Here is a 26,626-nt window from a genome sequence, read left to right on the forward strand (position 1 = left end):
ACGGCTTGTCTACGGGTCGGTTCAGGCGGCTTGGGTATAGTCCCGGCATGATCCGTCTCTCTCCCGTTATCGTACTCGCTGCGTTCGCTGGCCTGTGTGCCGCACCCGTCCTGCATGCACAGTCGCTTGACGCGCAGCGCCCTGCGGTGCGCGATGCGCTCGCGGCGGCGGAAGCCGGTCGCTTCGATGCCGCCGCCTCGTCATCCCTGGTCCGCCACCCGCTGTATGGCTGGATCGAGTTCGCCGCCCTGCGTCGCGATCCCGATGCGGTGTCGAACACGCAGGCGCAGGCTTTCCTCACGCGCTATGAAGGCCAGGCCGTCGCCAGCCAGTTCCGCAACCTGTGGCTGGCATCACTGGCCCGGCGCCAGGACTGGACGACCTTCCTCGCCGCCTGGAAGCCGACGGACAGCATCGCGCTCCAATGCGCGCAGTTGCAGGCGCGCCAGGCGAGCGGCCGCACCGATGCGGCATGGACGGAACAGGCGCAGGCGATCTGGCGAAAGGGCGCCAAGTCCTTGCCCGATGGCTGCGATCCGGTGTTCAACGTACTGGCCAGCCAGGGCGCACTGGCACCGGCGCTGCGCTGGGAGCGCATCGAGGCCGCGGCTGCCGAGCGCCAGACCGGTGTCATGCGCAGCGCGGCGCGCGGCCTGCCGGCCGACGAGGCCGCGCTGGCCAACGACTATGCCGCTTTCATCGATGCGATCCATCCGCGCGCGATGAACTGGCCCAGGACCGAGCGCAGCCGGCGGATGGCGGCCCGCGGCCTGGCGAAACTCGCACAGAACGATCCCGACACCGCAGAGCGCCTGTTGCCGCAGTACGCGGACGCACTGGGCATGGGCGAAGCCGAACGCGGCCAGGTGCTGTACCAGATCGCGCTGTGGACGGTCGCCTCCTATGGGCCGGACTCCGCGCGCCGGCTGGGCAACGTGCCCGAGTCGGCATACGACGAGCGCCTGCACGAATGGCGCGTGCGCGAGGCGCTGTCGCGCGGCGATTGGCCAGCGGCGCTCGCTGCACTGAAGAAGATGCCGCCGACGCAGCGCAACGATTCTCGCTGGCGCTACTTCGAAGCGCGCATGAGCGAGAAGACGGGCGATCGCGCCGGTGCGCAGCGCCTGTTCCGCGAAACCGCGTCCAGCCCGACCTTCCACGGCTTCCTGGCGGCCGACCGCCTGGAGCAGCCGTACGCGCTGTGCGCCTGGATCCCCAACGATCCTTCGACGGCGAAGCAAGCCATCGCACGCGATCCCGCGATCGTGCGCGCGATGGAGCTGTGGCAGCTGGAACGCCCGGGCTGGGCCACGGCAGAGTGGAACGACGCGCTGTCGCGCTTCGACGACACCCAGCGGCGCATCGCCGTGGAAGTGGCGCAGGACAACGGCTGGTTCGATCGCGCGGTGTTCTCGCTGGGCAAGCAGCCTGACGAACAGCGCCTGTACCAGTTGCGGTTCCCGTTGCACCACGGCGACACCATCCGGCGCGAAGCGGCGAAGCAGAACATCGATCCGGCCTGGGTCGCCGCGGAAATCCGCGCCGAGAGCATCTTCAACCCGAAGGCACGCTCGGGCGCGAACGCGATGGGCCTGATGCAGGTGCTGCCCTCCACCGGAGCCGGCGTTGCCCAGCGGCAGGGCATCCCGTATGCAGGTGCGGCGAGCCTGTACGACGCGGACACCAACATCGCCATCGGTACGGCGTACCTGCGCGAGATGGAGGACAAGTACAGCGTGCCCTACGTCGCCATCGCCGCCTACAACGCGGGCCCGGCGCCCACCGCCCGCTGGCAGTCGCAGCGTCCGGGCTTCGATCCGGATATCTGGATCGAGACGATCAGCTACAAGGAGACCCGCGAGTACGTGGCACGCGTGCTTGCCTTCAGCGTGATCTACGACTGGCGCCTCAACGGCACGGCACTGCCGGTCAGCGACCGCCTGATGGGCCGTGTGCAGGCCAAGCGCAAGGCATTCACCTGCCCGACGGCGCAGATGCCGAAGAGCTGAAGCAAAGATCAGCTTTCTTGTGGGAGCGACGTGAGTCGCGATGGCGGCATGGGTACCCGCTTCGCGACTCACGTCGCTCCCACATCACGCATCGCAGACATTGGCGGGACCTATCCGGCATCATGCGGCCATGAAAACATATCTCGTCGGCGGCGCGGTGCGTGACCGATTGCTGGGCCTTGCGCCCGGCGATCGCGACTGGGTCGTGGTTGGCGCCACCCAGGCGCAGATGGAGGCGGACGGCTTCAAGGCGGTGGGTCGCGATTTTCCGGTACTCCTGCATCCGGAGACCGGCGAGGAATACGCCCTCGCGCGCACCGAGCGCAAGAGCGGCCGCGGCTATCGCGGCTTCGTCGTCGATGCCGATCCTTCGGTGACGCTGGAGGAAGACCTGCAGCGTCGCGACTTCACCCTCAACGCCATCGCGCAGGACGAAGACGGTAGGCTGATCGATCCCTACGGCGGCGCGCGCGACATCGACGCACGCGTGCTGCGCCATGTGGGCGACGCCTTCGTCGAGGACCCGCTGCGCGTCTTGCGTGCCGCGCGCTTCATGGCGCGCTTCGCGTCGCTCGGCTTCACGGTCGCGCCGGAAACCATGGCATTGATGCGGAACATGGTCGCCAGTGGCGAGCTGGACACGCTGGTCCCCGAGCGCGTCTGGCAGGAGCTGCGTCGCGCACTGGCGTCGGCGACGCCGTCGGCTTTCCTGTCCACCTTGCGCGCCTGCGATGCATTGGCCGTGGTGCTGCCCGAAGTCGACGCGCTGTACGGCGTGCCGCAGCGCGCGGAGTACCACCCGGAAGTGGACACGGGTATCCATCAGCAGATGGTCAGCGACATGGCGGCACGCCTGGCGCCCGGTGATGCACTCATCGGCTTCGCTGCGCTGGTGCACGACCTGGGCAAGGCGCTGACGCCGGCCGACGTGCTGCCGAGGCACATCGGCCACGAACACGCCGGCGTGAAACCCGTGATCGCGTTGTGCGAACGGCTCAAGGTGCCCGCCGATCATCGCGAACTGGCGGTGATGGCCTGCCGCGAACACCTCAACGTGCACCGCCTTGCCGAGCTGCGCGATGCCACCGTGGTCGACCTGCTCGCCCGTTGCGACGCGTTCCGTCGGCCGGAACGCATCCCATGGCTGGCGACCGTCTGCGAGGCGGACAAGCGCGGCCGCGGCGGCAACGAAGAAGCGGACTACCCGCAGGGCCGGGAGTTGATCCGCCTGCACGAGGCCGCCTGCGCGGTCGGTGCGCGTGACGTCGTCCGCGACGGCATGACCGGCCCGGAAATCGGGGCCGCGGTACAGGCCGCGCGCGTGGCGGCGGTGCATCGCGCCCGTCAGACCGGCGGTTGATCCGCACGCACTGCCGTGATCCCGCACGGGGTATCGTCGCGTTCGCGGCGCGGGTCCCCGCGCCACCGCACGCCACCTTGCAAGGGAATCGACATGGACTGCACGCGCACCCTGCTGTATGCCTGCCTGGCCGGCGCCGGGCTCTGGGGCTTCGAGGCCCGGGCCGACGACACCGTCACCTGCGAAAGCCGCAACGACCGTTACCAGAGTTGCCCCCTCGTCACCGCCGGCTACGTCACCCTGGAGCGCCAGCTGTCCGGCACCGCCTGCACGCAGGGTCGCACCTGGGACTACACCCGCCGCGAGATCTGGGTCGATGACGGTTGCCGCGCGAGCTTCCGCGTGCACACCAGTTCGTCGGGGCATCACGACAGCGATCATGATGCGAAGGTGGCCGCCGGCATGCTGATCGGCGCCGCGATCCTGGGCGCCATCGCGTCGAACGCCCACAAGAAGGACGACAAGTACGACGACGACCGCTACCAGGGTGCGCGCCACACGTCGTATGTGCCCAGCTGGATGATCGGCACCTTCGAGGGCTACAACGCGCTCTACGATGCGGACGTCAGCCTGACGATCGAATCCGGTGGACGTGCCACCGCGCGATCACGCGGCCAGACGATTAACGGCTGGATCAACGACGGGCGACTCAATGTCGGCGACACCACGTTCGACATCGACCAGTCGCGCGAGGGACTGGTCACCTCGCAGGTAGGCGACCGCCAGAACGAGGTGCGTTACCGCCGCGTGCGGTAACGTGCCTAGTGGACCGGTCGGGCGCGCATCGCGCTCGACCGGCATCGCGATCACGGCAAAGGCGTGCAGCTCAGCCTGGTGCCGAAGAAATCGACGCTGGCCTCGCCCTGGTGCTCCCAGTACTCGACGCCGACGCGCCCATACTTCGCACCACTGGCCGCCGGTTGCGGGAAGACGATGGCCTGGTCGTTGCCCAGCGCCATGATGGCGGCTGGCGGGTCAAGATCGTTGTAGTACGTCATGGTGAACGGTGCGCGGTTGTCGCTGCAGCGGTACTCCACCTTTTTCGGGACTGCCATGCCGGGTGCCGCGATGGCCAGTTCGGCCAGGCGGGTCTGGTACGCCTCCAGTACGCACAGACGCGCATCCTGCGCCTTCCAGCAGTCATCCCGCCCCTTCGCCCAGCCCCGCTGGATCGCGGGATCCGCGTCCTTGGCCTCGCGGTAGCGCGCCGACAGCCGGCGATCGAGCGCGGCAAGTTCGGCATCGCTGCACACCAGCTTCTCCGCTTCGCTCGCGGCCTTGGCGCAGTCGAACGAGGGTGGCGCTATTGCAGGCGTCGCCGCGTTGGCCGGGCCGGCGGGAGCCGCCGCCGGCGTGGTGTCAGCCAACGATGGGGCGGGTGCGTTGGCCACCGGCGGGGCCCCCTCGGGTTTGCAGCCGGCAAGCAGCAACAGGACGATGCACGACAGGGGCGCTTTCATCGACAGCCTCCGGCACGGGTGTGCGCGCATGCTAGCGCCGATGGCGTGACGGCGACCTTCAGCGCGACAGGCGCAGGCGGCTGATCGTGCCGCGACCTGGCGCCGACTGGATCGACAGCGTCCAGCCCAGGTGCTCGCACAGGCGCGCCAGCAGGTCGAGGCCGATGCCGCCGCCCTCGCGGCCGCCGCCTCGCGCCATCTGCGCGTACAGGCGACTGATTTCTTCCGGCGTCATGCCGTGGCCCGGATCCCGCACGACCACCGTCGCATCCGCATCCAGGCTCACGTGGATCCCGCCGTTGTCGCTGTTCTCGATGGCATTGCGCAGCAGGTTGCCGATCGCCGCCTGCACGATGTGCAGCGGCGCGGACACGCTGCACGGCGCAAGGTCGTCGATGACGACGGACAGGTCCTTGCCGTCCATCAGGTGGCGATGGTCGTCGATGATGTCCGGCAGCAACTCGTGCAGCGGCACGACCTCGTTGCTGCGCGAGAGGCGCGCGGGATCCTTGGCGAGGGTCAGCAACAGGGCAATCAGCTGTTCCACGTCGCGTGCGGTCCGGTGGATGCGCTGCACCTGCTGACGTGCAGAGCCGGGCAGATCGTCGCGACCCAGCGCCAGTTCGCTGGCACCCGCGATGATGGCGATGGGCGTGCGGAGTTCGTGGCTGGTCGTATCGATGAAGACGCGCTCGCGTTCGACGAAGGCATCCTGGCGGCGAAGATAGTCGTTCAGGGCATTGGTGATGACGTGCAGCTCGGAACTGGCGTCGTCCGCCACGGCCACGCGTTGGCCGGCATGGTCGGGGGCCAGCTTTCCGATGTCACTGGCCAGGTCCGACAAAGGACGCAGCGCGTCGCGTACACCGCGGGCGACCAGCACGCCGATGATCACCAAGACGACGGCCGCGAGTCCCAGCGATCCGAGCAGCAATGCGTCCTCGACCGTCTCGATGCCGGTGATGTCGCGCACGACGAAATAGTCCACGTCGCCCTGGCGCTGGACCAGCACGACGTTCTCCCGCCCCTTGAACCAGAAATCATCGTGGACGCCCGAAGGCAACATCGACAGCTCGGGCGGCGGTGGACGACCTGGCATGCGGTAGATCTGCAGCGTGTCGGTATCCCGCCATGCGTAGGCCGGATCGTCGGCCTGCCGTTGCACGTGCTCTGCGATCTCGCGCTGGAGCAGCGATTTCCACACCCTGTCCTCGAGAAAGTCATCCGCGAAGACGAGGAGGATGACGGCCGCCAGCAGCACGGCATAACCGCCGAGCAGGCGCCGGATTTTCCCGTGCAGGCTGCGATGGGCCTTCATGCGTCGCGTGCCTCGTGCGGGACCGCCAGCCGGTAACCGGTACGCGGCAGCGTCTGGATCAGCTTGACCGGAAACGGGCCGTCGACGCTGCGCCGCAATTCATAGATATGCGAGCGGAGCATGTCGCCGTCGGGCGGATCCTCACCCCACAGTGCGTGCTCCAGCTGCTGCCGGGTGACTGCTGCGGGGCTGGCCTGCATCAGCGTCTCCAGCAGCCTGCGGCACGCGGGATACAGGTGCAGCGCTTGACCAGCGCGCGTGACCTCCAGGGTGGCAAGGTCGAGCTTCAGGTCGTGCACTTCCAGCACCTTGCGCCGTTGCCGGCCCTGCGTACGCACCATCAACGCTTCCAGCCGCACTTCCAGTTCCGGCAGCGCGAAGGGCTTGGTCAGGTAGTCGTCGGCGCCGGCACGAAAGCCGGCGATCTTGTCGGGCAGCTCGTCGCGCGCGGTCAGCATGATGACCGGCAGGCTGGAGTCGTGCTCCTCGCGCAGTCGACGCAAGACCTCGGGGCCTTCCAGTCGCGGCAGCATCCAGTCCAGCACCAGGGCGTCGTACGTCTGCGTCGTCGCCAGGTGCAGCCCGGTCACGCCGTCGGGCGCGGCGTCCAGCGTGTGGCCGCGCGCCTCGAAGTAATCGAACAGGTTCGCCACCAGGTTCCGGTTGTCTTCGATCACCAGCAGCCGCATCGGAAGCATCCGCGCCAAATAGGGAGGACCGGCAGGATCGCAGGCCGGACGTCGAAGCACCGTCGGAATTCCGACGAATCTCCTACGCCCCATGATCCACCATCGTGCGCCCGCCTGCAGACTGGCCGACCCTGCCAATGCTTTCCGCGCGCTCCCGACACGCCTCCCGCTGGCAGACCCCGCTGCTGGTCGCCCTCATGGTGTGGGCCCTGCTGGCAGGGCTGGGCCTGCGCGAACCGATGCCGGCCGACGAGCCGCGCTTCGTGCTCGCCGCGCAGACGATGGTGGAGACGGGCCAATGGCTGTTCCCCCACCGCGGCATCGAGCTCTACGCCGAGAAACCGCCGACGTTCATGTGGCTGCAGGCGACCAGCTATCTGCTGGTGCGCAGCTGGGACGTGGCCTTCCTGCTGCCGTCGCTGCTGGCGGCGCTGCTGACGCTGTGGCTGTCCGGCGATCTCGCACGTCGCCTGTGGGGACGCCGTGCGGTGCCCTACGCGGTGTTCGGCCTGTTCGTCTGCCTGCAGTTCGCCCTGCAGGCCAAGCGCGCGCAGATCGACATGGTGCTCGTGGGCATGACCACCCTGTCACTGTGGGCCTTGCTGCGTTATCTGTTGGAGACGCCGAGTGCGTGGCTGCTCGCGCTGGGCACGTTCGCCGCCGGGCTGGGCACGGTGACCAAGGGCGTCGGCTTCCTGCCGCTGCTGGTGTTCATCCCGTGGCTGTGGGTGCGGTGGAAATCGGCACAGGACCTGCCCGCGCACCGCGGCGTGCATGCGCTGGCGGGCGTGGCCGGCTTCCTGTTGGGTGCCGGCGTCTGGCTGGTACCGATGCTGTCCGTCGCGCTGTCCTCGTCCGATCCCGCCCTGCATACCTACGCGCGCGAGATGCTGTTCAAGCAGACCGGCACGCGTTACGCCAATGCGTGGCATCACGTGAAGCCGGCCTGGTATTACCTGCAGACGATGCTGACGCTGTGGCTGCCCGGTGTACTGCTCGCACCATGGCTGCTGCCCGCGTGGTGGCGACGGCTGCGGCGCGTCGATGCGCGTTATGCGCTGCTGCTCGTGTGGGCGCTGCTGGTGCTGGTGTTCTTCAGCGCCAGCCCGGGCAAGCGCGAGGTCTACATCTTCCCGATGTTGCCTGCACTCGCGGTGGCAGCATCGCCGCTGCTGGCAGGCCTGCTGCGGCGCCGAGGCGTGCGTGCGACGTTGTGGGCCTACATGACGGTGCTGGTGGCGGTCGCCGGCGCGCTCGGACTGTGGCTGCTGACAGCATCGCCCGAGCGCGTGCATGCGCTGGTCGACGGCCGCGGCATGGACATGGCCACGGTCGCGCAACTGAGCCGATGGCTGCTCGGCTTCGCGGTCGTCGCGATCGCGGTGATGCTCGCCGCACGGCGGCGGGTGGCGGTCGCGCTGGTCGCGGTGACGGGGGCGTTGTGGACGGCCTATGGCATGGGCTTCATGCCCGCGATCAGCCCGGACAGTTCTGCCCGGGCGCTGATGCAGCGCGTCGGCGAACGGATCGGTCCCGACGCCGAGCTGGCGATGCTCGGTTGGCGCGAGCAGCATCTGCTGCAGGCCGACCGGCTGGTGACCGATTTCGGATTCAAGCAACCCTGGGTGGACCAGTGGCAGCACGCGCATGCGTGGTTGCTGGCGGCGCCGGACAAGCGCTGGCTGTTCCTGCGCAAGGATGCCATCGGACCTTGTCTTGACCCCGCCAAGGTCATCGACATCGGCGCGTCCAACCGGCGCGCGTGGATCCTGGCGCGTGGCGATGCCTGGATCGCAGGGTGCGACGTGCCCTCCACCTGGTCCGCCGACGTCAGCGAAGACTGAACCTCGAACAACGCCACGCCGGCACCTCCGGCGTTTAACACGGCTCCGACACCTGTCCGACCGTGCTACGACATCGCGGCAACGAGCATGCGCGCACCCTCACTGGCCCGCGCCGCATGTCCGCACCGTCGCCCTCTTTTTCCGCCGTGCCGGAGCAGCGCCTCTCCGGTCTGCTTCCTGTCTCGGTGATCCTGCTGGTGGCGGCCTGGATGGCCGCACAGTCGCTGGATCAGCCGCTGGCGTCGTGGCTGTTCCGCTGGCAGGGAGAGGCCTGGTCGCTGAAGCACAGCGTCGTGCTGGAAACCGTGCTGCATCGGGGTGGCCGTCTGCTCAGCCAGCTGGCCTGGGTCGGGCTGCTGGTGGCCACGCTGACGCAGTGGCGCACGCGAGCCGCAGACCGGTGGACCCGACCCGCGGCGCGACTGCTGATTGCCGTACTTGCCTCCACCGCCTGCGTGGCAGTGCTGAAAGCGACGACGCACATGGACTGTCCGTGGGATCTCGTCGGCTTCGGTGGGCAGCGCCCGTTCGTGCCGCTGCTTGAACACCGTCCGGCAACGCTCGGCATGCCGGCCTGCTTTCCGGCCGCGCATGCCGCAAGTGGCTATGCATGGGTGGCGCTGTACTTCTTCTTCCTGCAGGCCGCACCGCGTTGGCGCCACCTGGGATTGGCCGCGGGACTGCTGGCGGGCGCCGTCTTCGGGATGGCGCAACAACTGCGCGGCGCGCATTTCCTGTCGCACGACATTGCCAGCCTGGCGATCTGCTGGACGGTCGCGTGCATCGTCGACCGCGTCGGCGCGTGGCGTGCCTCCGCGACCGGGGCGGAGGGGCGGGCATGAACGCTTCAGTCCTCGGTCGCGCGGCGACGCCATCACGCTGGCAGCGCATCCGCGCTCTGCTGGGCGTACGTCCCTTGATCTCTTCCGAGGCGTTGATCCTCGTCGCCTGCCTGTACTTCAGCGTGTTCGCGAATGCGGCCTTCTGGCGGGCCGCCACACCGCAACCCTGGTCGCAGTGGCGATGGACGCTCTCGCTGTTCCTGCTGGTGACCTGCGTGCACGGCGTATGGCTGTCGCTGCTGGTGTGGCGGCGCACGGCACGCGTGGTGCTGTCCGCGCTGGTGGTGGTGGCCGCGCTCGCGGGTCACTACATGGCCAGCTACGGCATCTACATCGACGCCGACATGGTCCGCAACGTGCTGCATACCGACTGGCGCGAGGCCAGCGACCTGGCCGGCATCGACATCCTGGTGCCGCTGCTCGCCGCCGCGCCGGCCCTGCTGCTGATCTGGCGCGTGCGCCTGAAGGAACGAAGCTGGTCTCGGACGTTCGGCGTGAGGCTGGTCTTCCTTGCCGGCATGGTGGCGACGGGCGTGGTCGGTGTCCTGCCGTCCACGCAGCAGCTGACCGCGTTCCTGCGCAACCAGCGCGAAGTGCGCTACCTGGTGACGCCTGCCAACGTGCTGGTCTCGCTGGCCAAGGTGGTCAGCGAGGATCCGCCCGGCCGCAAGCGCGTTCTGCAGCCGATCGGCGAAGACGCCGTGCAGTCGCCCGCGGCCACCATGCGCCGGCCGCGCCTGCTGGTGCTGGTGGTCGGCGAGACCGCCCGCGCCGCGAGCTGGGGCCTCAACGGCTATGCGCGCCAGACGACGCCGGAACTCGCCAGGCGCAACGTGCTCAACTTCCCGCACGTCACCGCCTGCGGCAGCAGCACCGAAGTCTCGCTGCCGTGCATGTTCTCGCCGCTGGGCAGGGAGCACTACGACGAAGCGGAGATCCGCAGCCACCAGTCGCTGCTGCACGTGCTGCAGCGGGCGGGCGTGCAGACCTTGTGGCGCGACAACCAGTCGGGCTGCAAGGGTGTCTGCGATGGCCTGGCCGTCGAGGATCTGCATGCGCGCACCGATGCGGATCTCTGCAACGGCAAGCGCTGCTACGACGAGATCCTGCTGTCCGGGCTGGAAGACACCGTCCGTCGCCATCACGGCGACCAGGTCGTGGTGCTGCACATGCTGGGCAACCACGGACCGACTTACTCCGAGCGCTACCCGTCCTCCTTCAAGGCCTACGAGCCGGTCTGCGAGACCTCCGACCTTGGGCGCTGCTCACGCGCGCAGATCACCAACGCTTACGACAACGCGCTGCGCTACACCGACCACGTAGTGGCCTCCGCCATCGACCGGCTGGCTGCCCTGGACGGCTACGACACTGCCCTGCTGTACGTGTCCGACCACGGTGAATCGCTGGGCGAAAAGGGGCTGTACCTGCACGGGATGCCGTACTCCATCGCCCCTCGCGAACAGCTGGAAGTCCCGATGGTCGCGTGGTTCTCCGACGGCTGGCGCCGATCCACGCACCTGGACGAGCGTTGCCTGCAGCAGCAGGCACGCGGCGAACGTACCCACGACGACCTGTTCCACACCGTACTCGGCCTTACCGACGTGAAGACAACGCTGTACCGACCGGACTACGACATTTTCCTGACCTGCAGGAGCGCACGCTGATGTTGAACACGCCAACCCCTTCCGTCATGAGCCTGTCCGTCGTCATTCCGGCCTTCAACGAACGCGGCAACATCGGTCCGCTGGTGCATGAGGTCGTGCGCCACCTGCGCGGCCGCGTGGCGTTCGACGTGATCTGCGTGGACGACCATTCCGACGATGACACGCGTGACGTACTCGCGGCATTGAAGGCCGAAGTCCCCGAGCTGCGGGTGCTGGTGCACCAGCAGCGCAGTGGCCAGAGCGCGGCTGTCCGTACCGGCGCCAAGCAGGCGCTGTCGCCATGGATCGCGACCCTCGACGGCGATGGACAGAACGATCCCGCCGATATCCTGAAGCTGCTGGCGGCACGCGATGCCGGCGATCCGCAGACCAAGCTGTTCGCCGGCTGGCGTGTCGAGCGCAAGGACACGGCGAGCAAGCGCTGGGCGTCGCGCTGGGCCAACCGCATCCGCCAGCGCCTGCTGCACGACGACACGCCGGATACCGGTTGCGGCATCAAGCTGTTCGAGCGCGCCGCGTTCCTCGAACTGCCCTACTTCGACCACATGCACCGCTACCTGCCTGCGCTGATGCAGCGTGCAGGCTGGAAGACCGTCAGCGTGCCCGTCTCGCATCGGCCGCGCGGCACCGGACAGTCCAAGTACACCAATCTCGGCCGAGCGCTGGTCGGCATCCGCGATCTGATGGGTGTGTCCTGGCTGATCCAGCGCAGCCACGTGACGCCCATCAGTGAGCTCAACGTCGGCCGCAAGCCATGAGTGCGATGGACCAGGAAATCCTGTGGCTGGGCTGGACCGGCCTGCACATGACGCCGTGGAAGCTCATCGGCCTGACCGGCGCGGCGCTGTTCGGGGCACGCTGGCTGGTGCAGTTCGTCGCGTCGCGTCGCGCGCGACGGCCGGTGATCCCGCGCCTGTTCTGGTACATGAGCCTGGCGGGCAGCCTGATGGCGTTGAGCTACTTCCTGTTCTCGTCGAAGCAGGACGCGGTGGGCGTGCTGCAGAACCTGCTGCCCGCCTTCACTGCGGCGTACAGCCTGTATCTCGACGTGCGTCATGGCCGCGAACAGCGGCTCGCGTCGGGCGATGTGCCGGGACACCCGGCGCGCTGATCAGCTGGGATTCGGCGTGAGCTTCAGCAGGCGTCCGCCACCGCCGTCTTCCAGCAGCCACAGCGCGCCATCCGGTCCCTGCTCGACCTCGCGGATACGTCGGCCCATCGGATAGCGCCGCGCCTCGCGCGCCTGCGTGCCATCGAACTCGATCTCGACAAGCGCCTGCGACGCCAGGCCGCCGATGAAGCCCTTGCCGCGGAACCACGGGAACAGATTGCCCGAATAGATGACGAAGCCCGCCGGTGCGATCACCGGCGTCCACCACGCCTCCGGCGCGTTGAAGTCTGGGCGGGTCGGGTGATCAGGGATCGGCTCCCCGCCGTAATGGTCGCCATTCGAAACGACAGGCCAACCGTAGTTGGTGCCGCGCTCGATCAGGTTCAGTTCGTCACCTCCCGCCGGGCCCATTTCGTGCGTCCACAGCCGGCCGGCGCCATCGAAAGCGATGCCGAGCATGTTGCGATGGCCCAGGGTCCACACCTGTGCGGCAATGCCGCCCTGCGCGGCGAAGGGATTGTCGGGTGGCACACTGCCGTCGTCGTTGAGCCGGATCAGCTTGCCGAGCGCGGACTGCAGGTCCTGCGCCGGCGTCATCGCCTGGCGATCGCTGGAGGTGATCCACAGCTTGCGATCCGCGCCGAACGCAAGCCGGTGCCCGTAGTGGCCTTCGCCATTGACCTTGGGCAACTGGCGCCAGATCACCTGCAGGTTGGACAGGCTGCCGCCATTGCCGCTGGCATCGAGCTGCAGCGTCGCACGCGCCACTGCCGCGCCGCGTGTACCGCCACTGCCAGCTTCCGCATAGCTGAGGTAAACCCAACGGTTGTCGGCAAAGCGTGGATGCAACACGACATCGCCGAATCCGCCCTGCCCACCGTACGCCACCGCCGGCACGCCAACGATCTCGCCGACCTGTCCGGTCGCCACGTTGGCCAGGCGCAACTTGCCGGACTTTTCGGTCACCAGCAGTCGGCCATCGGGCAGGAAGGTCATCGCCCAGGGCTCGTTGAACGTGGCCACCGGCGTACTGGTGAACGGGGGATCGGGCACGGCGCGCGCAGGCTGCGTGCCACCGGTGACGCGCGGTCCTTCGGCGGCGGCCACGGCAGGCGCGGCACCCGCAACGTGCGTGGGCACTTCGGCGGATGACGCCAGCACAACGTGCGCGCCCTCTTCCGTGAGCGTGGCGCGCTGGCACGCCGTCAGGCACAGGCAGCAGGCAAGCAGCAACGGCACTCTCATGCGGGCGGCTCCGGCGGGTGTGGCTGCCTTTGTACGCCGCCGGCGTGAAGAAAAGCGTGACGGTCCGCCGGCCTTCAGACCTTCACGTACCAGCCACGGCGATCCATCGCCCATACGACCAGCCACCACACGCCGACGAACGCCAGCGCGAACGCCAGTGATGACGCCTGGGGACCGAAGCGGGGCGTGATCCATGCCGCGAAGCCCTGCTCGTACAGCGGCCCCATCAGGCCAACGCCGAGTAGCACGTACGTCATGACCGCGGCGCCCACGTAGGCCGCGATGGCGTTCACGCCGAACCGCCGGCCGATCGCCGGCCACCCGCGCCTGTCGACCAGGACATGCGCGACGATCAGCGCGAGCGCTGTGCAGCCTGCCGTGACCAGTACGTACGACGAGGTCCACAGCGCCTTGTTCAGCGGGAACACCAGCGACCATGCCAGGCCCAGCAGGATCATGCCGATGGCGGTCCGCACGATCATGGAGATCGCGCCCGCACGCAGCCACGTGCCGATGCGCACGCCGAGCAACGTGGTGGCGATGGCCGGCAGCGTGCTCAGCAGGCCTTCCGGATCCTGCCCGCGTCCCAGCGCCGCATCCCACTGGTACAGCCACGGCCCGAACAGCATGGTGTCGACGCGCGCGGCGAGGTTCGTGAACGGTGCGTAGCCCCACGGCGCCATCAGCGCCCAGTAGCCCGCGAGCAGCGCGACGATCCCTGCCCACTGTGCACGCGGCCGCAGATACAACACCGCCACGCCGACGATCGCAACGCACAGACCGATCCGCTGCAGCACGCCCCATGGACGGAACGCAGGCCGATCCAGCAACCAGAACGCGAGCAGATGCAGCGCGAGCCCCAGCAACATGATCTTTGCCGCCCGCCACAGCACGGCGCGCACCAGCGCCGGCCGGGGCACGCCCGCTTCCGCGCGCGGCACGACGCCCAGCGCAATCGACACGCCGACGATGAACAGGAAGAACGGAAACACCAGGTCGGTCGGCGTGATGCCATGCCACTCCGCGTGCAGCAGCGGCGCATAGACATGCGACCAGTCACCCGGCGTGTTGACCAGCAACATCGCCGCCACGGTCAGCCCGCGAAGGGCATCGACCGAAGCGAAGCGAAGGGGCGCGGCACTCATCGCGCGCCCGTCACTCGCCGCCGATCCAGGTTCCGATCACCTGCAGGTCGTCATCCAGCGCCACCAGATCGGCGCGATAGCCGGGCGCGATGCGCCCGTGCGAGTCGCCGAGTCCGAGGAATTCCGCGGGATAGGTCGAGGCCATGCGCGCGGCCTCTTCCAGCGGCAGGCCGACCAACCGCACGCTGTTGCGTACGGCCGTGGCCATGTCCAACGCAGAGCCCGCCAGCGACCCCGCCGCGTTGCGCACTACCCCGTCGATGGCGGTGATGGTTTCGCCATAGAGATCGAAGGCCGGGTCGTCGGAGCCAACCATCGGCATCGCATCCGTCACCAGGAACACCTTGCCGGACGGCTTGGCCGCCAGCGCCACGCGCAGGCTGGCCGGATGCACATGCACACCGTCCACGATCACGCCGCACCAGCAGCCATCCTCTTCCAGCGCGGCGCCGACCGCGCCGGGCTCGCGTCCCTGCAATGGCGACATCGCGTTGTACAGATGGGTGAAGCCCGACACGCCCGCCTCGATGCCGGCGCGGATCTGTTCGTAGGTGGCCGCCGTGTGGCCGGCGACCACGATCGCGCCGCGCGCGACCATCGTGCGGATGGTGTCAACCGGCACCTGCTCCGGCGCCAGCGTCACCAACGTCACGCCGTTGTCGAGCGAGGTGGCCATGGCGACTTCGTCCGCATCCGGCACGCGGAACTTACCAGCATCGTGCGTGCCCTTGCGCGCGGGCGCGATGTACGGACCTTCCAGATGGACGCCCAGCACGCCGGGCACGCCCTGTTCGATGGCATCGCGTGTCGCCGCGATGGCACGCGCCATCACGTCGGCATCGTCGCTGATCAGGGTCGGCAGCAGGCCGGTGGTGCCGAAGCGGCGATGCGCCTGGGCGATCGTGCGGATCGCGTCGACGCTGGTGTCGTTGTTGAACAGTGCGCCGCCACCGCCGTTGACCTGCGCATCGATGAAGCCCGGTACCAGCGTCGCGCCCTGCAGGTCCTGGCGGACGGCATCGGCAGGCAGCGCGGCATCGGCGACGAGATCGACGATCAAGCCCCCCTGCATCAGCACCGCCAGCCCCTCGACGAAGCCGTCGGGCGTCAGCACACGCGCATTGCAGAGGGCGGTGGCGGGATGCGGGGTGTTCATACCGTTTCGGTGACCTTGTTGAGGTGCGGCGGCACGTCGGGGTTGTGTCCGCGACGCAACGCCAGCGCATTGATCGCGCGGTAGAAGCTCTGGATGGTCAACAGTGGTGCGCACGCGGGATGCGGCGCTTCCACCAGCGGCAGATCACCCTGACGCGACGCGACCCACACCTGCGCCCCGCGGCCGCGGAATTCCTGCGCCAGCGCCAGCGTGCCGGCTTCGGTTTCGTCCGGCTGCGCGAAGCACAGCACCGGGAAGCCGGGACCCACCAGGGCCATCGGTCCGTGCTTCACTTCGGCCGAGCTGTAGGCCTCGGCGTGCAGGCCGCAGGTCTCTTTGAATTTCAGCGCGGCTTCCTGCGCCGCGGCGAGGCCCAGGCCACGGCCCAGCACGAACAGGTTGTGTGCCTCCACCAGCCCATCGGTGAGCGGCGACCAGTCGGACTGCCACGCGCGCTGCAGCGCGCCGGGCAACGCGAGGGCCGCATCGTGCAACGGCGCTTCGTCCTTCCAGTACGCCGCCAGCTGCAGGATCGCCGCCAGCGAACCGAGATAGCTCTTGGTCGCCGCCACGCTGCGCTCGGGACCTGCGTGCATCGGCAGCACGGTATCGGCCAGCTGCGCGAGCGGCGAATCCGCGACGTTGACGATGGCAACCACGCGTGCACCAGCCTCCTTGGCAGCCGTCGCGTTGCGCAGCAGGTCCGGACTCTTGCCCGACTGCGAGATCACCACGTACAGCGCACCTTCCAGTCGTTGCCGCGCTTCATACACGGATCCGACCGAGGGCGAAGCAGACGCCGTCACCACGCCGAGCTGTGTCTCGAACAGGTATTTCGCATACGTGGCGGCGTGATCGGAACTGCCGCGCGCGCAGGTGACGACGAACGGCGGCGGCGCGCGGCGAAGGTCGGCGGCCAAGGCCTGCACGGTGGCGGCGTTGCGTGCGTACTGGTCGGCGATGATCGAGGACGCCTGCGCGGCCTCCTGGTGCATCAGGGTGTCGGCGGGAGCGGGAAGCGATGTGGTCATGGCGAGGCGGGTTCGGGTCGGTCGGCGCGCGGCCGGACCGGTGCAGTGGAGCCGCGGACCACCAGTTGCGGCACGAAGCCCTGGTTGTGCACGGGCGTGGGATTGTCGTCGTAGGCGTCGGTGCGCAGGCCGGCGATCAGCAAGCGCGCGGCCTGCTTGGCGATGTCCTGCGTGGCCTGCTTGGCCGTGGTCAGCGGCGGCCACGACTGCTTGGAGAACGGACTGTCTTCGAAACCGGCGATGGACAGGTCGTAGGGCACGTTCATGCCGGCCGACTTCGCCGCTGCCAGTACGCCGGCAGCGATTTCGTCGTTGGAGCCGAAGATCGCCGTGGGCGGCTCGCGCAACGCGAGCAGTCGGCGCGCACCGCGGAAGCCGTCGTCGAAGGTGTAGTCGCCCGGCACCACCAGGTGCTTGTCGAGCGTGATGCCGTAGTCCTTCAGCGCCTTCTCGTAACCGGCGTAGCGCTCGGTACTCGACCGGTGCGCCAGTCCGCCCCACAGGAAGCCGATGCGCTGGTGGCCGAGCTGGATCAGATGCTCGGTGATCTCGTAGGCGGCGTCACGGTCGTCCACGTAGACGCACGGCAGGCCGTCGTCAGGATCTTCGGTGGCGGCGATGATGCGCACCAGCTTCACGCCGCGTGCGGCGAGCGCGGTGACCAGGTCGGCGCGCTCCGACATCGGCGCGGTCAACACCAGGCCGGCCAGACGCGAGCGCTGCACGAATTCCACCAGTTCCTCCGCCAGCAGCGGCGAGGTGGAGTCGACGGGATGGATCTGCAGGCCGAAGCCGGTTTCCTTGCACGCCGCCAGCACGCCGTTCTGCACGCCAATGATGTGGTACGGGTTGGGGTTGTCGTACACCAGCCCGATCACGAACGGCGTACCGCTGCGCAGGTTGCGCGCGGACTGGTCCGGCTCGTAGTCGAGCTCGGCGATCGCGTGCAGCACGCGCGCGCGCGTGCCCTGCAGCACCGATGGCTCGTTGTTGATGACCCGGGACACGGTCTTCAGCGAGACCTTCGCGCGTTCGGCGACGTCCTTGATGGTGGGTCGGCGCATGGGCGTTTCCGTCATGGAGGCGAGTCCGCCATGATGCCGCGTTCCGGGACGTCCGTCGCCGCCCGTTTCGCGGTGCCCACCCGGTGCCCGGCGAGCGCGTAATAGAGGATGTAGAGATAGCCCGGGATGGCCAGTCCGGCGAACACCACCTGGAAGTCGTAGTGCTGCTTAAGCACCGCAAAGGCCTGCGGCAGGACGGCCCCGCCGGCGATGCCCATGATCAGCAGCGCCGAGCCGGTTTCGGTATGCCGGCCAAGTCCCTTGATCGCCAGCGGGAAGATCGCCGGCCACATCATCGCGTTGGCGAAGCCGAGCGCCGCGACGAAACCGACCGAGACGTAGCCGTGGGTCAGCAGTGCGCCGAGGGCGAACAGCACGCCCAGCGTCGCGGAGATGGCCAGGTAACGCTCCTGCGACACGACGCGCGGGATCAACGCCAGTCCGACCAGATAGCCCGCCAGCATCGCGAACAGCGTGTAGGTGGTGAACAGCTTGGTCTGGTCCAGCGGCAATCCGAAGCCGCGTCCATACGTTCCGATCGCATCACCCGCCAATACTTCCACGCCCACGTAGAGGAACAGGCACAGCACGCCCAGCCACAGGTGCGGGAAGCGCGACAGGCCGCGCTCGTCATTGGCGGCGCCTGCGATGGGCGCTGCGTTGACCTCCGACGGCTTCACCTCCGGCAACGGCGAGAACAGGATGCCGATGGCGACCACCACCAGGACGCCCGCCATCACCAGGTACGGCAGGTGGATCTTCGCCGCGAACGCATCCAGCAGTACCGCCTTGCCGGCGGCATCGGCGGCCTCGACCTGCGCGGCGAGGTCGCCCACGCCGTGCAGCACCAGCGTGCCGAGCACGAGTGGCGCCAACATGCCGGCGACCTTGTTGCAGATGCCCATCAGCGCGATGCGCTGGGCGGCGCTTTCGATGGGGCCGAGGATGCTGACGTACGGATTCACCGCCGTCTGCAGCAACGCCAGGCCGCCGCCGATCACGAACAGGCCGGACAGCGCGCCGGGATACCAGCGCTGTGTCGAGAACTCGCCGAACATCGCCGCGCCCACCGCCATCACGAACAGGCTGGCCGCCAGGCCCTTCTTCATGCCCGTGCGTTTGAGCAAGGCCGCTGCGGGCAGGGCGAGGAAGAAGTACGACAGGTAGAACACCATCAGCACCAGGAAGGCGTTCACTTCGTCCAGGTCGAAGGCGAGTTGCACGAACGTGATCAGCGGCCCGTTGATCCAGGTGAAGAAGCCGATGATGAAAAACAGCACGCCGACGATGGCGAGCGAGCGGAGCGGACTGGAACCGGCTGCGGTGGTCATGGATTCCCCTTTGAGCTGGCGATACCGGGCGCCAGAGCGTCAGGCATCGGGAACAACGTTGTCAAAGCCAATCGGACAACCCGGGAAATGCCGCCGCCCATGACCCCCTGCAATCCTCAATGTGATTGTGAAGGCGTCGTGCGCTGCAGCATCAAGTCCCATCGGACTAGCCCGGAATGTCCCTTCCGATTCAATGATTAACCCCATTCCTGCGAGCAATGATCTCCTGAATACGGCAATTGTTTCCGTTTCAAGACATCCCATCGCCTGCCGGACGGCTATTTCATGACAGAGCCTTGACAACGTTGTCAAACACTTTCCACACTCCGGCCATATCGGGATGCGGGAGTCCCGGCCGCGAACATGTGGGGAGACGTGTGGTCGCCATAGCGAATCCAATGCCGACGGATGCCATCAGCGGGGCGCAAGACGCCTTCATCGCGGCGGACGTCGGCGGCACCCATGTCCGGATCGGCCTGGTCCGCGGCAGCCGCGACCCCGGCGCGCCGGTCAACGTGCTGGAGTACCGCAAGTACGCCTGCGCCGATTACGCCGGCCTCGGCGACATCGTGGCCGACTTCATTGCCGGCCTGGGCGCGACCCGGGTGGCGCGCGCGGTCATCGCCAGCGCCGGCTACGCGCTGGAAGACGGCACCGTCATCACCAACAACCTGCCGTGGCGCCTGTCGCCGGCCGCGCTGCGCACGCAGCTGGGCTTCGACGACGTCCGCCTGGTCAACGATTTCGAAGCCGTGGCGCACGCCGCCGCGCAGATGGATGCCAGCGAGGTGCTGCAGCTGACCGGGCCCGCCATCGCACCGAAGCATGGCCCCACGCTGATCCTCGGCCCGGGCACCGGCCTCGGCGCCGCCGTGTGGATTCCTACCGGCAAGCGCGCCGTGGTGTTGGCGACGGAAGCCGGCCAGGCCGCACTGACCGCCGGCAACGCGCTGGAAATGGCATTGCTCGGCGAGATGCTGAAGACCCGTACGCACGTGCCGGTCGAGCAGGCGCTGTCGGGTCCCGGCCTGATGAACCTGTACACCGCGCTTTGCGCCGTACGCGGTACGGCACCGGCGCCCTATACCCATCCGGGCGAGATCACCGCCGCCGCGCAGTCGGGCGAAGACGTGCTGGCGCGCGAGAGCCTGGAGGTGTTCTGCGGACTACTGGGCAGCGTCGTCGGCGACATGGCGTTGCTCTACGGCGTGCAAGGCGGCGTGTATCTCGCCGGCGGCATCCTGCCGAAGATCCGCGATGTCCTGATTGCCAGCAGCTTCGTGCCGCGGTTCCTCAACAAGGGATCGATGCGCGAAGCGCTTGAGCGCATTCCCGTGAAGCTGGTCGAACACGGGCAGTTGGGCGTGATCGGTGCGGCACGGTGGTACCTGGAGCACCAGCAGGGCGAGTGAGAAGAGGCGCCGGCACAGGCGCATGCGGTAGCGGCGATGCCAGGGCTGGCACGCCGTCGATGGAACAACGCGACACCAGGCACGGCGGAACAGCGCAAGCGATGGCTGCCGACACTCAAGCAGATCGGAGAGACACCATGAAGTACCGCAGATCCATCCTTTCGGCCACCATCGTCACCTGCCTTGGCATGGCCGTACAGGCGCAGGCACAGGACGCTCCCGCTGCCACCACGCCTGACGCCACCGAGCTCGACACCATCGTCGTGACCGGTATCCGCGGCAGCATCGAGAAAGCCCTCGATGCGAAGCGCGATGCTGCGACGCACGTGGAAGTCGTCACCGCCGAGGACGTGGGCAAGCTGCCGGCCAAGAACGTGGCCGACACGCTGCGCCAGCTGCCCGGCGTCAACATCGCATCCTCCAGTGCCAGCGAAGGCGGCTTCGACGAAGCGGACCGCGTCAGCCTGCGCGGCACCAACCCCAGCCTCACCCAGACCCTGGTCAACGGCCACACCATCGGCACCGGTGACTGGTTCGTGCTCAGCCAGGTAGGCAACGTCGGCCGCAGCGTAAGCTATTCGCTGTATCCATCCGAGATCGTGGACCGCGTCGTCGTCCACAAGACCTCCGAAGCGAAACTGGTCGAAGGCGGCACCGCCGGCTCGGTGAACATCATCACCCGTCGCCCGCTGCAGTTCGCCGAGCCTCTCACTATCCAGGGCTCGATCGGCGCCGTGCATTCGGATCTGCCGGGAGACACCAAGCCGCAGCTCGATGCGCTGCTCAATTGGCGCAACGAAGAGCGCACCGCCGGCTTCATGGTGCAGGTGTTCAATGAGGAGCGCAGCCTGCGTCGCGATGGCCAGGAAGTGGTGGGCGGCTATGGCACCATCACCTCGACCAATCCGGAGCTCAATGGTGTCCTCTACCCCAACCTGATCGGCGCCGCGCTGTTCGAGCAGGTGCGCAAGCGCAAGGGTGGCGTGGCCAACATCGAAGCCAAGGTCACCGACAACCTGACCCTGAACGTCAACGCGTTCTACTCGAAGCTGGAAGCGGACAACTACAACCGCAACTACATGATGTGGGCCAGCCAGTTCGTCAATTCGCAGACGCCCAGCAGCTACACCGTCCGCAATGGCGTGCTGACCAGCGCCACCTATGACCCGGTCACCAGCAGCACGGTCACGCCGTACGGCGTGTACGACATGATCTCGCGGCCCGGCGCGGTCTCCACCTCGAAGTACATCGCGCTCGACGCGGAGTGGAATGCCAGCGATGCGCTGAAGTTCGTGTTCCAGACCGGCACCACCAAGGGCTCAGGCTCCAGCCCGACCCAGGACGTGTTGGAAACCGGCATCGCCGGCAACGCCGGTGCGAGCTGGAGCATGAATGGCGTGGGCAATCCGATCGACTGGTCGCTTGGCGGCACCAATACGGCGGCCAATCACCTGCCCCAGAGCGGCTGGATCTTCGGCGCCCAGGGCATCGACGTGCTGGACAAGGAAGACTGGGCCTCGGCCGATGGCCAGTTCTTCTTCCAGTCCGACGTGCTGTCCTCGCTCGACTTCGGCTACCGCTACGCCACCCATGAGCGCAGCAACGATTTTTCGCTCGCGCAAGGGCCGAACTGGGCCAGCAACTGGCAGGACATCACCGCCTATCCGGGGGCGGGCGGCTCCTATCCCGGCGACTTCGGCGTGGGCGGCAACGTGCCGTCGGGTATCTGGTACTACACCCCCGCCCAGCTGGCGGAGATCAACGCCCGCTTCGCCAACCGCAACAACCCCGAGCGCTTCTACTTCTCTGACGTGTACGGCGTGAACGAGGACATCAATGCCGTCTACGCGCAGCTGAACTTCCGCGGCGACCGCTGGAGCGGCAACGCCGGCCTGCGCTACGTGCAGACGCAGACGGACGTGCACTACAACCAGGGACTTCTGCCCAACTCCGGCATTCCCGGTGCAGTGGTGGGATCGGCCTTCGGCGACTACCTGCCTGTCGTGGTCAACAACGACTACAACGAGCTACTGCCCAGCGTGAACTTCAAGTTCGAGCTGACCGACAACCTGGTGGCGCGCGTGTCGGGCAGCAAGACCATGACCCGTCCAGACTTCTCGGCGCTGGCCGGCTCGCTGACGCTTAACGATCTGACGCACGAAGGCAGCGGCGGCAACCCGAACCTCGATCCGTTGGTCTCCACCAACTTCGACGCCTCGCTGGAGTGGTACTTCGCTCCGCGCGCCCTGCTGTCCGCCAGCGTGTTCTCGATGGACATGGACGGCTATGTCGACTTCGACAACGTCGTCGTGCAGTACAAGGACCAGCAGGCAAGCCAGGATGCCGGCACCGATGTCTACAGCGACTACTTGGTGTCGATCCCGGTCAACTCGAACGGCAAGGCGCGCGGCCTCGAACTGACCTACGAACAGCCGATTGGCGAGAATTTCGGCATCAACGCCAACTACACGTACGTGGATGGCGAGGCAGATGGCGGCAAGCCGCTTAACGGCACGTCCGAGAACACCTACAACTTCTCGGCCTGGTACGAGAACGCGCGCTTCAACGCCCGCGTCAACTACAGCTACCGCAGTTCGTTCTACGCCGGCGTCAGCCGCACCGACAACTTCTACCAGGATGACTTCGCCACGGTATCGGCCTCGCTGGGCTTCAAGGCCACCGACTGGCTGACGATCAGCCTGGACGGCCTGAACCTCAACGATCCGAAGCTGAAGTACTACACCGAGAACGATGCCGTTCCCGGCTACCTGCCGCATGCGTTCTACAGCAACGGTCGCCAGTACTACCTGAACTTCCGTTTCAAGTTCTGATCCACGCACCACCACCGGCAGGCTCGCCTGCCGGTGGCGTTCCACCGCAGTACGCACGGCGTTTCGCCGTGATACCGGCGCCCCCGCGCCGGCATGGGAGAACCACCAGGGGAGCGCCGGTACAGGCGCATCACGGGCAGGGCGTGGGGACGCCACCCGGCACATCGCAAGCGGCCGCAGCACCGGGCCGCACATTCTTCGAGCAATGATGGGAGAGACATCATGAAGCATCGCAAGACCGTTCTATCCGCCGCCATCGTGACCTGTCTGGGCTTCGCCGCCCATGCGCAGGCACAGGAAACGGCTGCACCTGCAACAGGCACGACAGCAGACGCCTCCGAACTCGATCGCGTGGTCGTGGTCGGCATCCGCGCCAGCCTGCAACAAGCGCTGGACACCAAGCGCAACGCCGACGCCATCATCGACGTGATCACCGCAGAAGACGTCGGCAAGTTCCCGGCGACCAACGTGGCAGAAGCCATCACGATCATCCCGGGCGTCACCATCGACAAGGCCTTCGGCCAGGGCGAGAAGGTCAGCATCCTGGGTACCGATCCGGCACTCAACCGCACGCTGCTCAACGGCCAGACGGTCGCGTCCGCGGACTGGTTCATCAGCGACCAGCCGGGCCGTACGTTCAACTATTCGCTGCTCGCGCCGCAGATCGTCGGCAAGGTCGAGGTCTACAAGTCGCCGGAAGCCTATCTCGACGAAGGTTCGATCGGCGGCACGGTCATCGTCAGCACGCGCAAGCCGCTGGATCTCGACGGAACCACGATCTCGGGCCAGGTCGGCTACATGTACAACGACCGCATTGAGAGCGGCGACCCCCAGGCGTCGCTGCTGTTCGGCTGGAAGAACAAGGCGGAGAACTTCGGCCTGATCGTCGCTGCACAGACCTCCGAAGAGGGCATCCGCCGCGACGGCATCGAGTCCTACGGCACGGTGACTGGCCGCGATTACGCGTACGGCGCCCCGGGCGCAGGCGGCGGTTCGCTGTTCAACCGGCCGACCGACTGGTCCGTCGCGCCGAATCCGGACGGCTCCCAGCCCACCAAGCCCGTCATCTGCGTAGGCAACTGCGCGACCACGTTGATGGACAACCTGGACGCGGTTGGCCCGAACTCGCTCAGCGCGCACTACTTCGAACAGACCCGCAAGCGCGAAACCCTCTCGCTCGCACTCCAGTTCAAGCCGACCGAGAAGCTCGACATCGAGTTCAATGCGCTCGATGTGAAGGCCGACTACGACAACATGAGCCACTCCATGTTCGCCTTCATGGGCAACGGCTACAACGGCCTGATGAACATGACGGACCTGACCGTGGAGGGTGGCGTCATCACGCGCGGCACGTTCGACAACGCGCTGGTGGTGTACGACCTGATCAACCGCCAGGCCACCGTGGACACCGACTCGTACGACCTGAAGGCTACCTGGAACGATGAGCGCTGGTTCGCCTCCGCACATGTAGGCCGCTCCAAGGCCACTGGCGGCACTGGTCGCCAGGTCTACGGCGAGTTCCTCAACTGGTCCGACTACACCTACGACATCAGCGGCAATCCCAGCCTGACCTTCAGCGGCGCCAATCCATTCGTGACCCCCGAGTCGTTCCAGATGGATGGCGGCTGGGGTGGTAATCCCGACCTGCCCACCTGGAACCCGGGCTGGGGCGGCAACATCGTCTTCAAGCCGACGCTGGATGAAGAGAAGTACGCGCAGGTCGACTTCGGCATCCGCCTGGATTCGCCGATCTACCAGATCCGCTTCGGCGCCAAGCGTCGCGAGCACGAAACCTCGCAGCGCATGGGCGGTGTATCGCTGGCCACCGTGGCCGGCTACGGCAACCGTCTGGCATCGGAATTCGATCCCCGTCCGCTGCCCAGCAACTACCTCAACGGGTTCAACGGCGTAGGCGACCTGAACAACCGTTTCACCATCGACGGCTGGGCATTGGCCGACTACATCCTCAGCGGCGACTGGCTGGCACCGTGGCAGACCATGCCCTCGCCGGATACGTTCAGCCATCGCGACTTCGTCTCCAACACATGGACCGTGACCGAAGACGTCAACGCCGCCTACGTGCAGGCCGACTACAGCTGGAACCGCCTGCGCGGCAACTTCGGCGTTCGTTTCGTGCAAACTGAATCCAATAGTCTCGGCTGGCAGTGCACCGTCAGCGCAGACTGCACGACGGCCAATCCGCTGAACAACGGCGTCCACACGTACGACCTGGTCAGCGTCAAGAAGAAGTACAACGACGTGCTGCCAAACCTGAATGTCGTGTTCGACGCCTCGGACGACGTGGTGCTTCGTGGCTCCGCCGCGAAAGTCATCGCCCGCCCGAACTACGGTGACATGTCCAACTTCCTGTGGCTCGGCCCGCAGACCCTGACCGGCGGCGGCGGCAACCCGGATCTCGACCCGTACGAATCCACCAACCTGGACTTCTCGGCGGAGTGGTACTTCGCGCCGGACGCGATCCTGTCGGGCACGCTGTTCTACAAGGACGTGGACAACTACATCCTCAACACCACCCGTGTCGAGCAGCACGTCAACGAGTCCAATGGGCAGGTGATGAACTTCACCGTGTCGCGTCCCGAGAATGCGGGCAGCGCGAAGATCCAGGGCTTCTCGGGCGCGTTCCAGAAGAGCTTCGAGAACGGCCTCGGCATCCTGGCGAACTACACGTATGCCGATGCCGAAGCGGACAACGGCGACGGTCTGCCGTTCAACTCCAAGAGCCAGGTCAACGTCAGCCCGTTCTTCGAGAACGATCGCTGGAGCGCGCGCGTGACCTACTCCTGGCGTTCGAAGTACTACACGCAGGTCGATCGCGGCAACTACCTGGTCACCGATGACTACGACTCGCTGGATGCGAGCGTGTCGTTCAAGATCAACGACCGCCTGAGCCTTGGTATCGACGGCATGAACCTGCTGGACAGCGAGTACTACACCTATGCCGAAGTGCCCGGCATCGCCAACACCGAAAAACTGATCCGTGGCAGCTACCGTACCGGTCGCCGCTACATGGCCTCGCTGCGCTTCCAGTTCTGATCTCTCCACCGATGTAACGCTTAGCTGTTCCCTCACGGGCCTGGACTTGTCCGGGCCCGC

At 67.2% G+C, this 26,626-nt stretch carries 20 protein-coding genes; 11 read left to right on the forward strand and 9 right to left on the reverse strand.

All coding sequences use genetic code 11. The annotated features are described in order from the left end of the window. Nucleotides 1–47: 47 nt before the first annotated feature. The 3 genes from IB225_RS15385 (at nt 48) to IB225_RS15395 (ending at nt 4,125) form a co-directional block, all read left to right on the forward strand. Nucleotides 48–2,009 carry a transglycosylase SLT domain-containing protein gene (locus tag IB225_RS15385; protein ID WP_192312134.1) on the forward strand — a complete coding sequence of 654 codons (1,962 nt, stop codon included), beginning with the start codon at nt 48–50 and terminating at the stop codon, nt 2,007–2,009. Between the two features lie 130 nt (nt 2,010–2,139). After that, nucleotides 2,140–3,369, forward strand: a complete 1,230-nt coding sequence (locus IB225_RS15390) for a multifunctional CCA addition/repair protein (RefSeq protein WP_192312135.1) — start codon at nt 2,140–2,142, stop codon at nt 3,367–3,369. Nucleotides 3,370–3,462: 93 nt separating this feature from the next. After that, nucleotides 3,463–4,125, forward strand: coding sequence for a DUF3011 domain-containing protein (locus IB225_RS15395; RefSeq protein WP_192312136.1), 663 nt, complete (start codon nt 3,463–3,465; stop codon nt 4,123–4,125). A gap of 50 nt (nt 4,126–4,175) precedes the next feature. On the opposite strand, the gene IB225_RS15400 is transcribed toward IB225_RS15395, so the two are convergent. From IB225_RS15400 to IB225_RS15410, 3 genes are read right to left on the reverse strand one after another with little or no spacing between them, the layout of a single operon-like run. After that, nucleotides 4,176–4,829: an MliC family protein gene (locus IB225_RS15400; RefSeq protein WP_192312137.1), complete on the reverse strand. Its 654-nt coding sequence runs from the start codon at nt 4,827–4,829 to the stop codon at nt 4,176–4,178. A 58-nt stretch (nt 4,830–4,887) separates the two neighbouring features. Beyond that, nucleotides 4,888–6,147: a HAMP domain-containing sensor histidine kinase gene (locus IB225_RS15405; protein WP_192312139.1), complete on the reverse strand. Its 1,260-nt coding sequence runs from the start codon at nt 6,145–6,147 to the stop codon at nt 4,888–4,890. Continuing rightward, nucleotides 6,144–6,836, reverse strand: coding sequence for a response regulator transcription factor (locus IB225_RS15410; RefSeq protein ID WP_192312141.1), 693 nt, complete (start codon nt 6,834–6,836; stop codon nt 6,144–6,146). Before IB225_RS15410 ends, IB225_RS15405 begins: the two co-directional genes overlap by 4 nt. A gap of 137 nt (nt 6,837–6,973) precedes the next feature. On the opposite strand from IB225_RS15410, the gene IB225_RS15415 reads away from it, so the two are divergent. From IB225_RS15415 to IB225_RS15435, 5 genes are all read left to right on the forward strand, one after another. Next, on the forward strand, nt 6,974–8,680 hold the full coding sequence (locus IB225_RS15415; RefSeq protein WP_192312869.1) for a glycosyltransferase family 39 protein: 1,707 nt from the start codon (nt 6,974–6,976) through the stop codon (nt 8,678–8,680). 116 nt (nt 8,681–8,796) lie between these two features. Further along, entirely contained in the window at nt 8,797–9,522 is a 726-nt protein-coding gene (locus IB225_RS15420; protein WP_192312143.1) for a phosphatase PAP2 family protein, read from the forward strand. Continuing rightward, a complete protein-coding gene (locus IB225_RS15425; protein WP_192312144.1) occupies nt 9,519–11,186 on the forward strand; it encodes a phosphoethanolamine--lipid A transferase in 1,668 nt (555 codons plus the stop codon). Before IB225_RS15420 ends, IB225_RS15425 begins: the two co-directional genes overlap by 4 nt. Then, entirely contained in the window at nt 11,186–11,944 is a 759-nt protein-coding gene (locus IB225_RS15430) for a glycosyltransferase family 2 protein (protein WP_192312146.1), read from the forward strand. Before IB225_RS15425 ends, IB225_RS15430 begins: the two co-directional genes overlap by 1 nt. Further along, nucleotides 11,941–12,297: a lipid-A-disaccharide synthase N-terminal domain-containing protein gene (locus IB225_RS15435; RefSeq protein ID WP_192312148.1), complete on the forward strand. Its 357-nt coding sequence runs from the start codon at nt 11,941–11,943 to the stop codon at nt 12,295–12,297. The genes IB225_RS15430 and IB225_RS15435 overlap by 4 nt, the downstream gene beginning before the upstream one ends. Here the strand turns inward: IB225_RS15435 and IB225_RS15440 are convergent, their stop codons facing one another. The 6 genes from IB225_RS15440 to IB225_RS15465 all read right to left on the reverse strand — a co-directional run bounded on the left by IB225_RS15440 (nt 12,298) and on the right by IB225_RS15465 (nt 19,269). Continuing rightward, nucleotides 12,298–13,542 (reverse strand): PQQ-dependent sugar dehydrogenase, encoded by a 1,245-nt coding sequence (locus IB225_RS15440; RefSeq protein ID WP_192312150.1) that lies wholly within the window; start codon nt 13,540–13,542, stop codon nt 12,298–12,300. A gap of 74 nt (nt 13,543–13,616) precedes the next feature. Then, nucleotides 13,617–14,687 carry a DUF5009 domain-containing protein gene (locus IB225_RS15445; RefSeq protein WP_192312152.1) on the reverse strand — a complete coding sequence of 357 codons (1,071 nt, stop codon included), beginning with the start codon at nt 14,685–14,687 and terminating at the stop codon, nt 13,617–13,619. A 10-nt stretch (nt 14,688–14,697) separates the two neighbouring features. Next, a complete protein-coding gene (gene nagA, locus IB225_RS15450) occupies nt 14,698–15,843 on the reverse strand; it encodes an N-acetylglucosamine-6-phosphate deacetylase (RefSeq protein ID WP_192312154.1) in 1,146 nt (381 codons plus the stop codon). Beyond that, on the reverse strand, nt 15,840–16,874 hold the full coding sequence (locus tag IB225_RS15455) for an SIS domain-containing protein (RefSeq protein WP_192312155.1): 1,035 nt from the start codon (nt 16,872–16,874) through the stop codon (nt 15,840–15,842). The genes nagA and IB225_RS15455 overlap by 4 nt, the downstream gene beginning before the upstream one ends. Continuing rightward, a complete protein-coding gene (locus IB225_RS15460; protein ID WP_192312157.1) occupies nt 16,871–17,938 on the reverse strand; it encodes a LacI family DNA-binding transcriptional regulator in 1,068 nt (355 codons plus the stop codon). Before IB225_RS15460 ends, IB225_RS15455 begins: the two co-directional genes overlap by 4 nt. Before the next feature lie 11 nt (nt 17,939–17,949). Continuing rightward, on the reverse strand, nt 17,950–19,269 hold the full coding sequence (locus IB225_RS15465; RefSeq protein WP_192312159.1) for a sugar MFS transporter: 1,320 nt from the start codon (nt 19,267–19,269) through the stop codon (nt 17,950–17,952). A 398-nt stretch (nt 19,270–19,667) separates the two neighbouring features. Here IB225_RS15465 and IB225_RS15470 point away from each other — a divergent pair, with 398 nt between their 5' ends. The 3 genes from IB225_RS15470 to IB225_RS15480 all read left to right on the forward strand — a co-directional run bounded on the left by IB225_RS15470 (nt 19,668) and on the right by IB225_RS15480 (nt 26,566). Further along, nucleotides 19,668–20,681, forward strand: coding sequence for a glucokinase family protein (locus IB225_RS15470; RefSeq protein ID WP_192312161.1), 1,014 nt, complete (start codon nt 19,668–19,670; stop codon nt 20,679–20,681). Nucleotides 20,682–20,818: 137 nt separating this feature from the next. Next, nucleotides 20,819–23,512 carry a TonB-dependent receptor gene (locus IB225_RS15475; protein ID WP_192312163.1) on the forward strand — a complete coding sequence of 898 codons (2,694 nt, stop codon included), beginning with the start codon at nt 20,819–20,821 and terminating at the stop codon, nt 23,510–23,512. Nucleotides 23,513–23,734: 222 nt separating this feature from the next. After that, on the forward strand, nt 23,735–26,566 hold the full coding sequence (locus tag IB225_RS15480) for a TonB-dependent receptor (RefSeq protein WP_192312164.1): 2,832 nt from the start codon (nt 23,735–23,737) through the stop codon (nt 26,564–26,566). Nucleotides 26,567–26,626: the final 60 nt, after the last annotated feature.

The sequence above is a fragment of the Pseudoxanthomonas sp. PXM02 genome, from assembly GCF_014851805.1.
Classification (GTDB): domain Bacteria; phylum Pseudomonadota; class Gammaproteobacteria; order Xanthomonadales; family Xanthomonadaceae; genus Pseudoxanthomonas_A.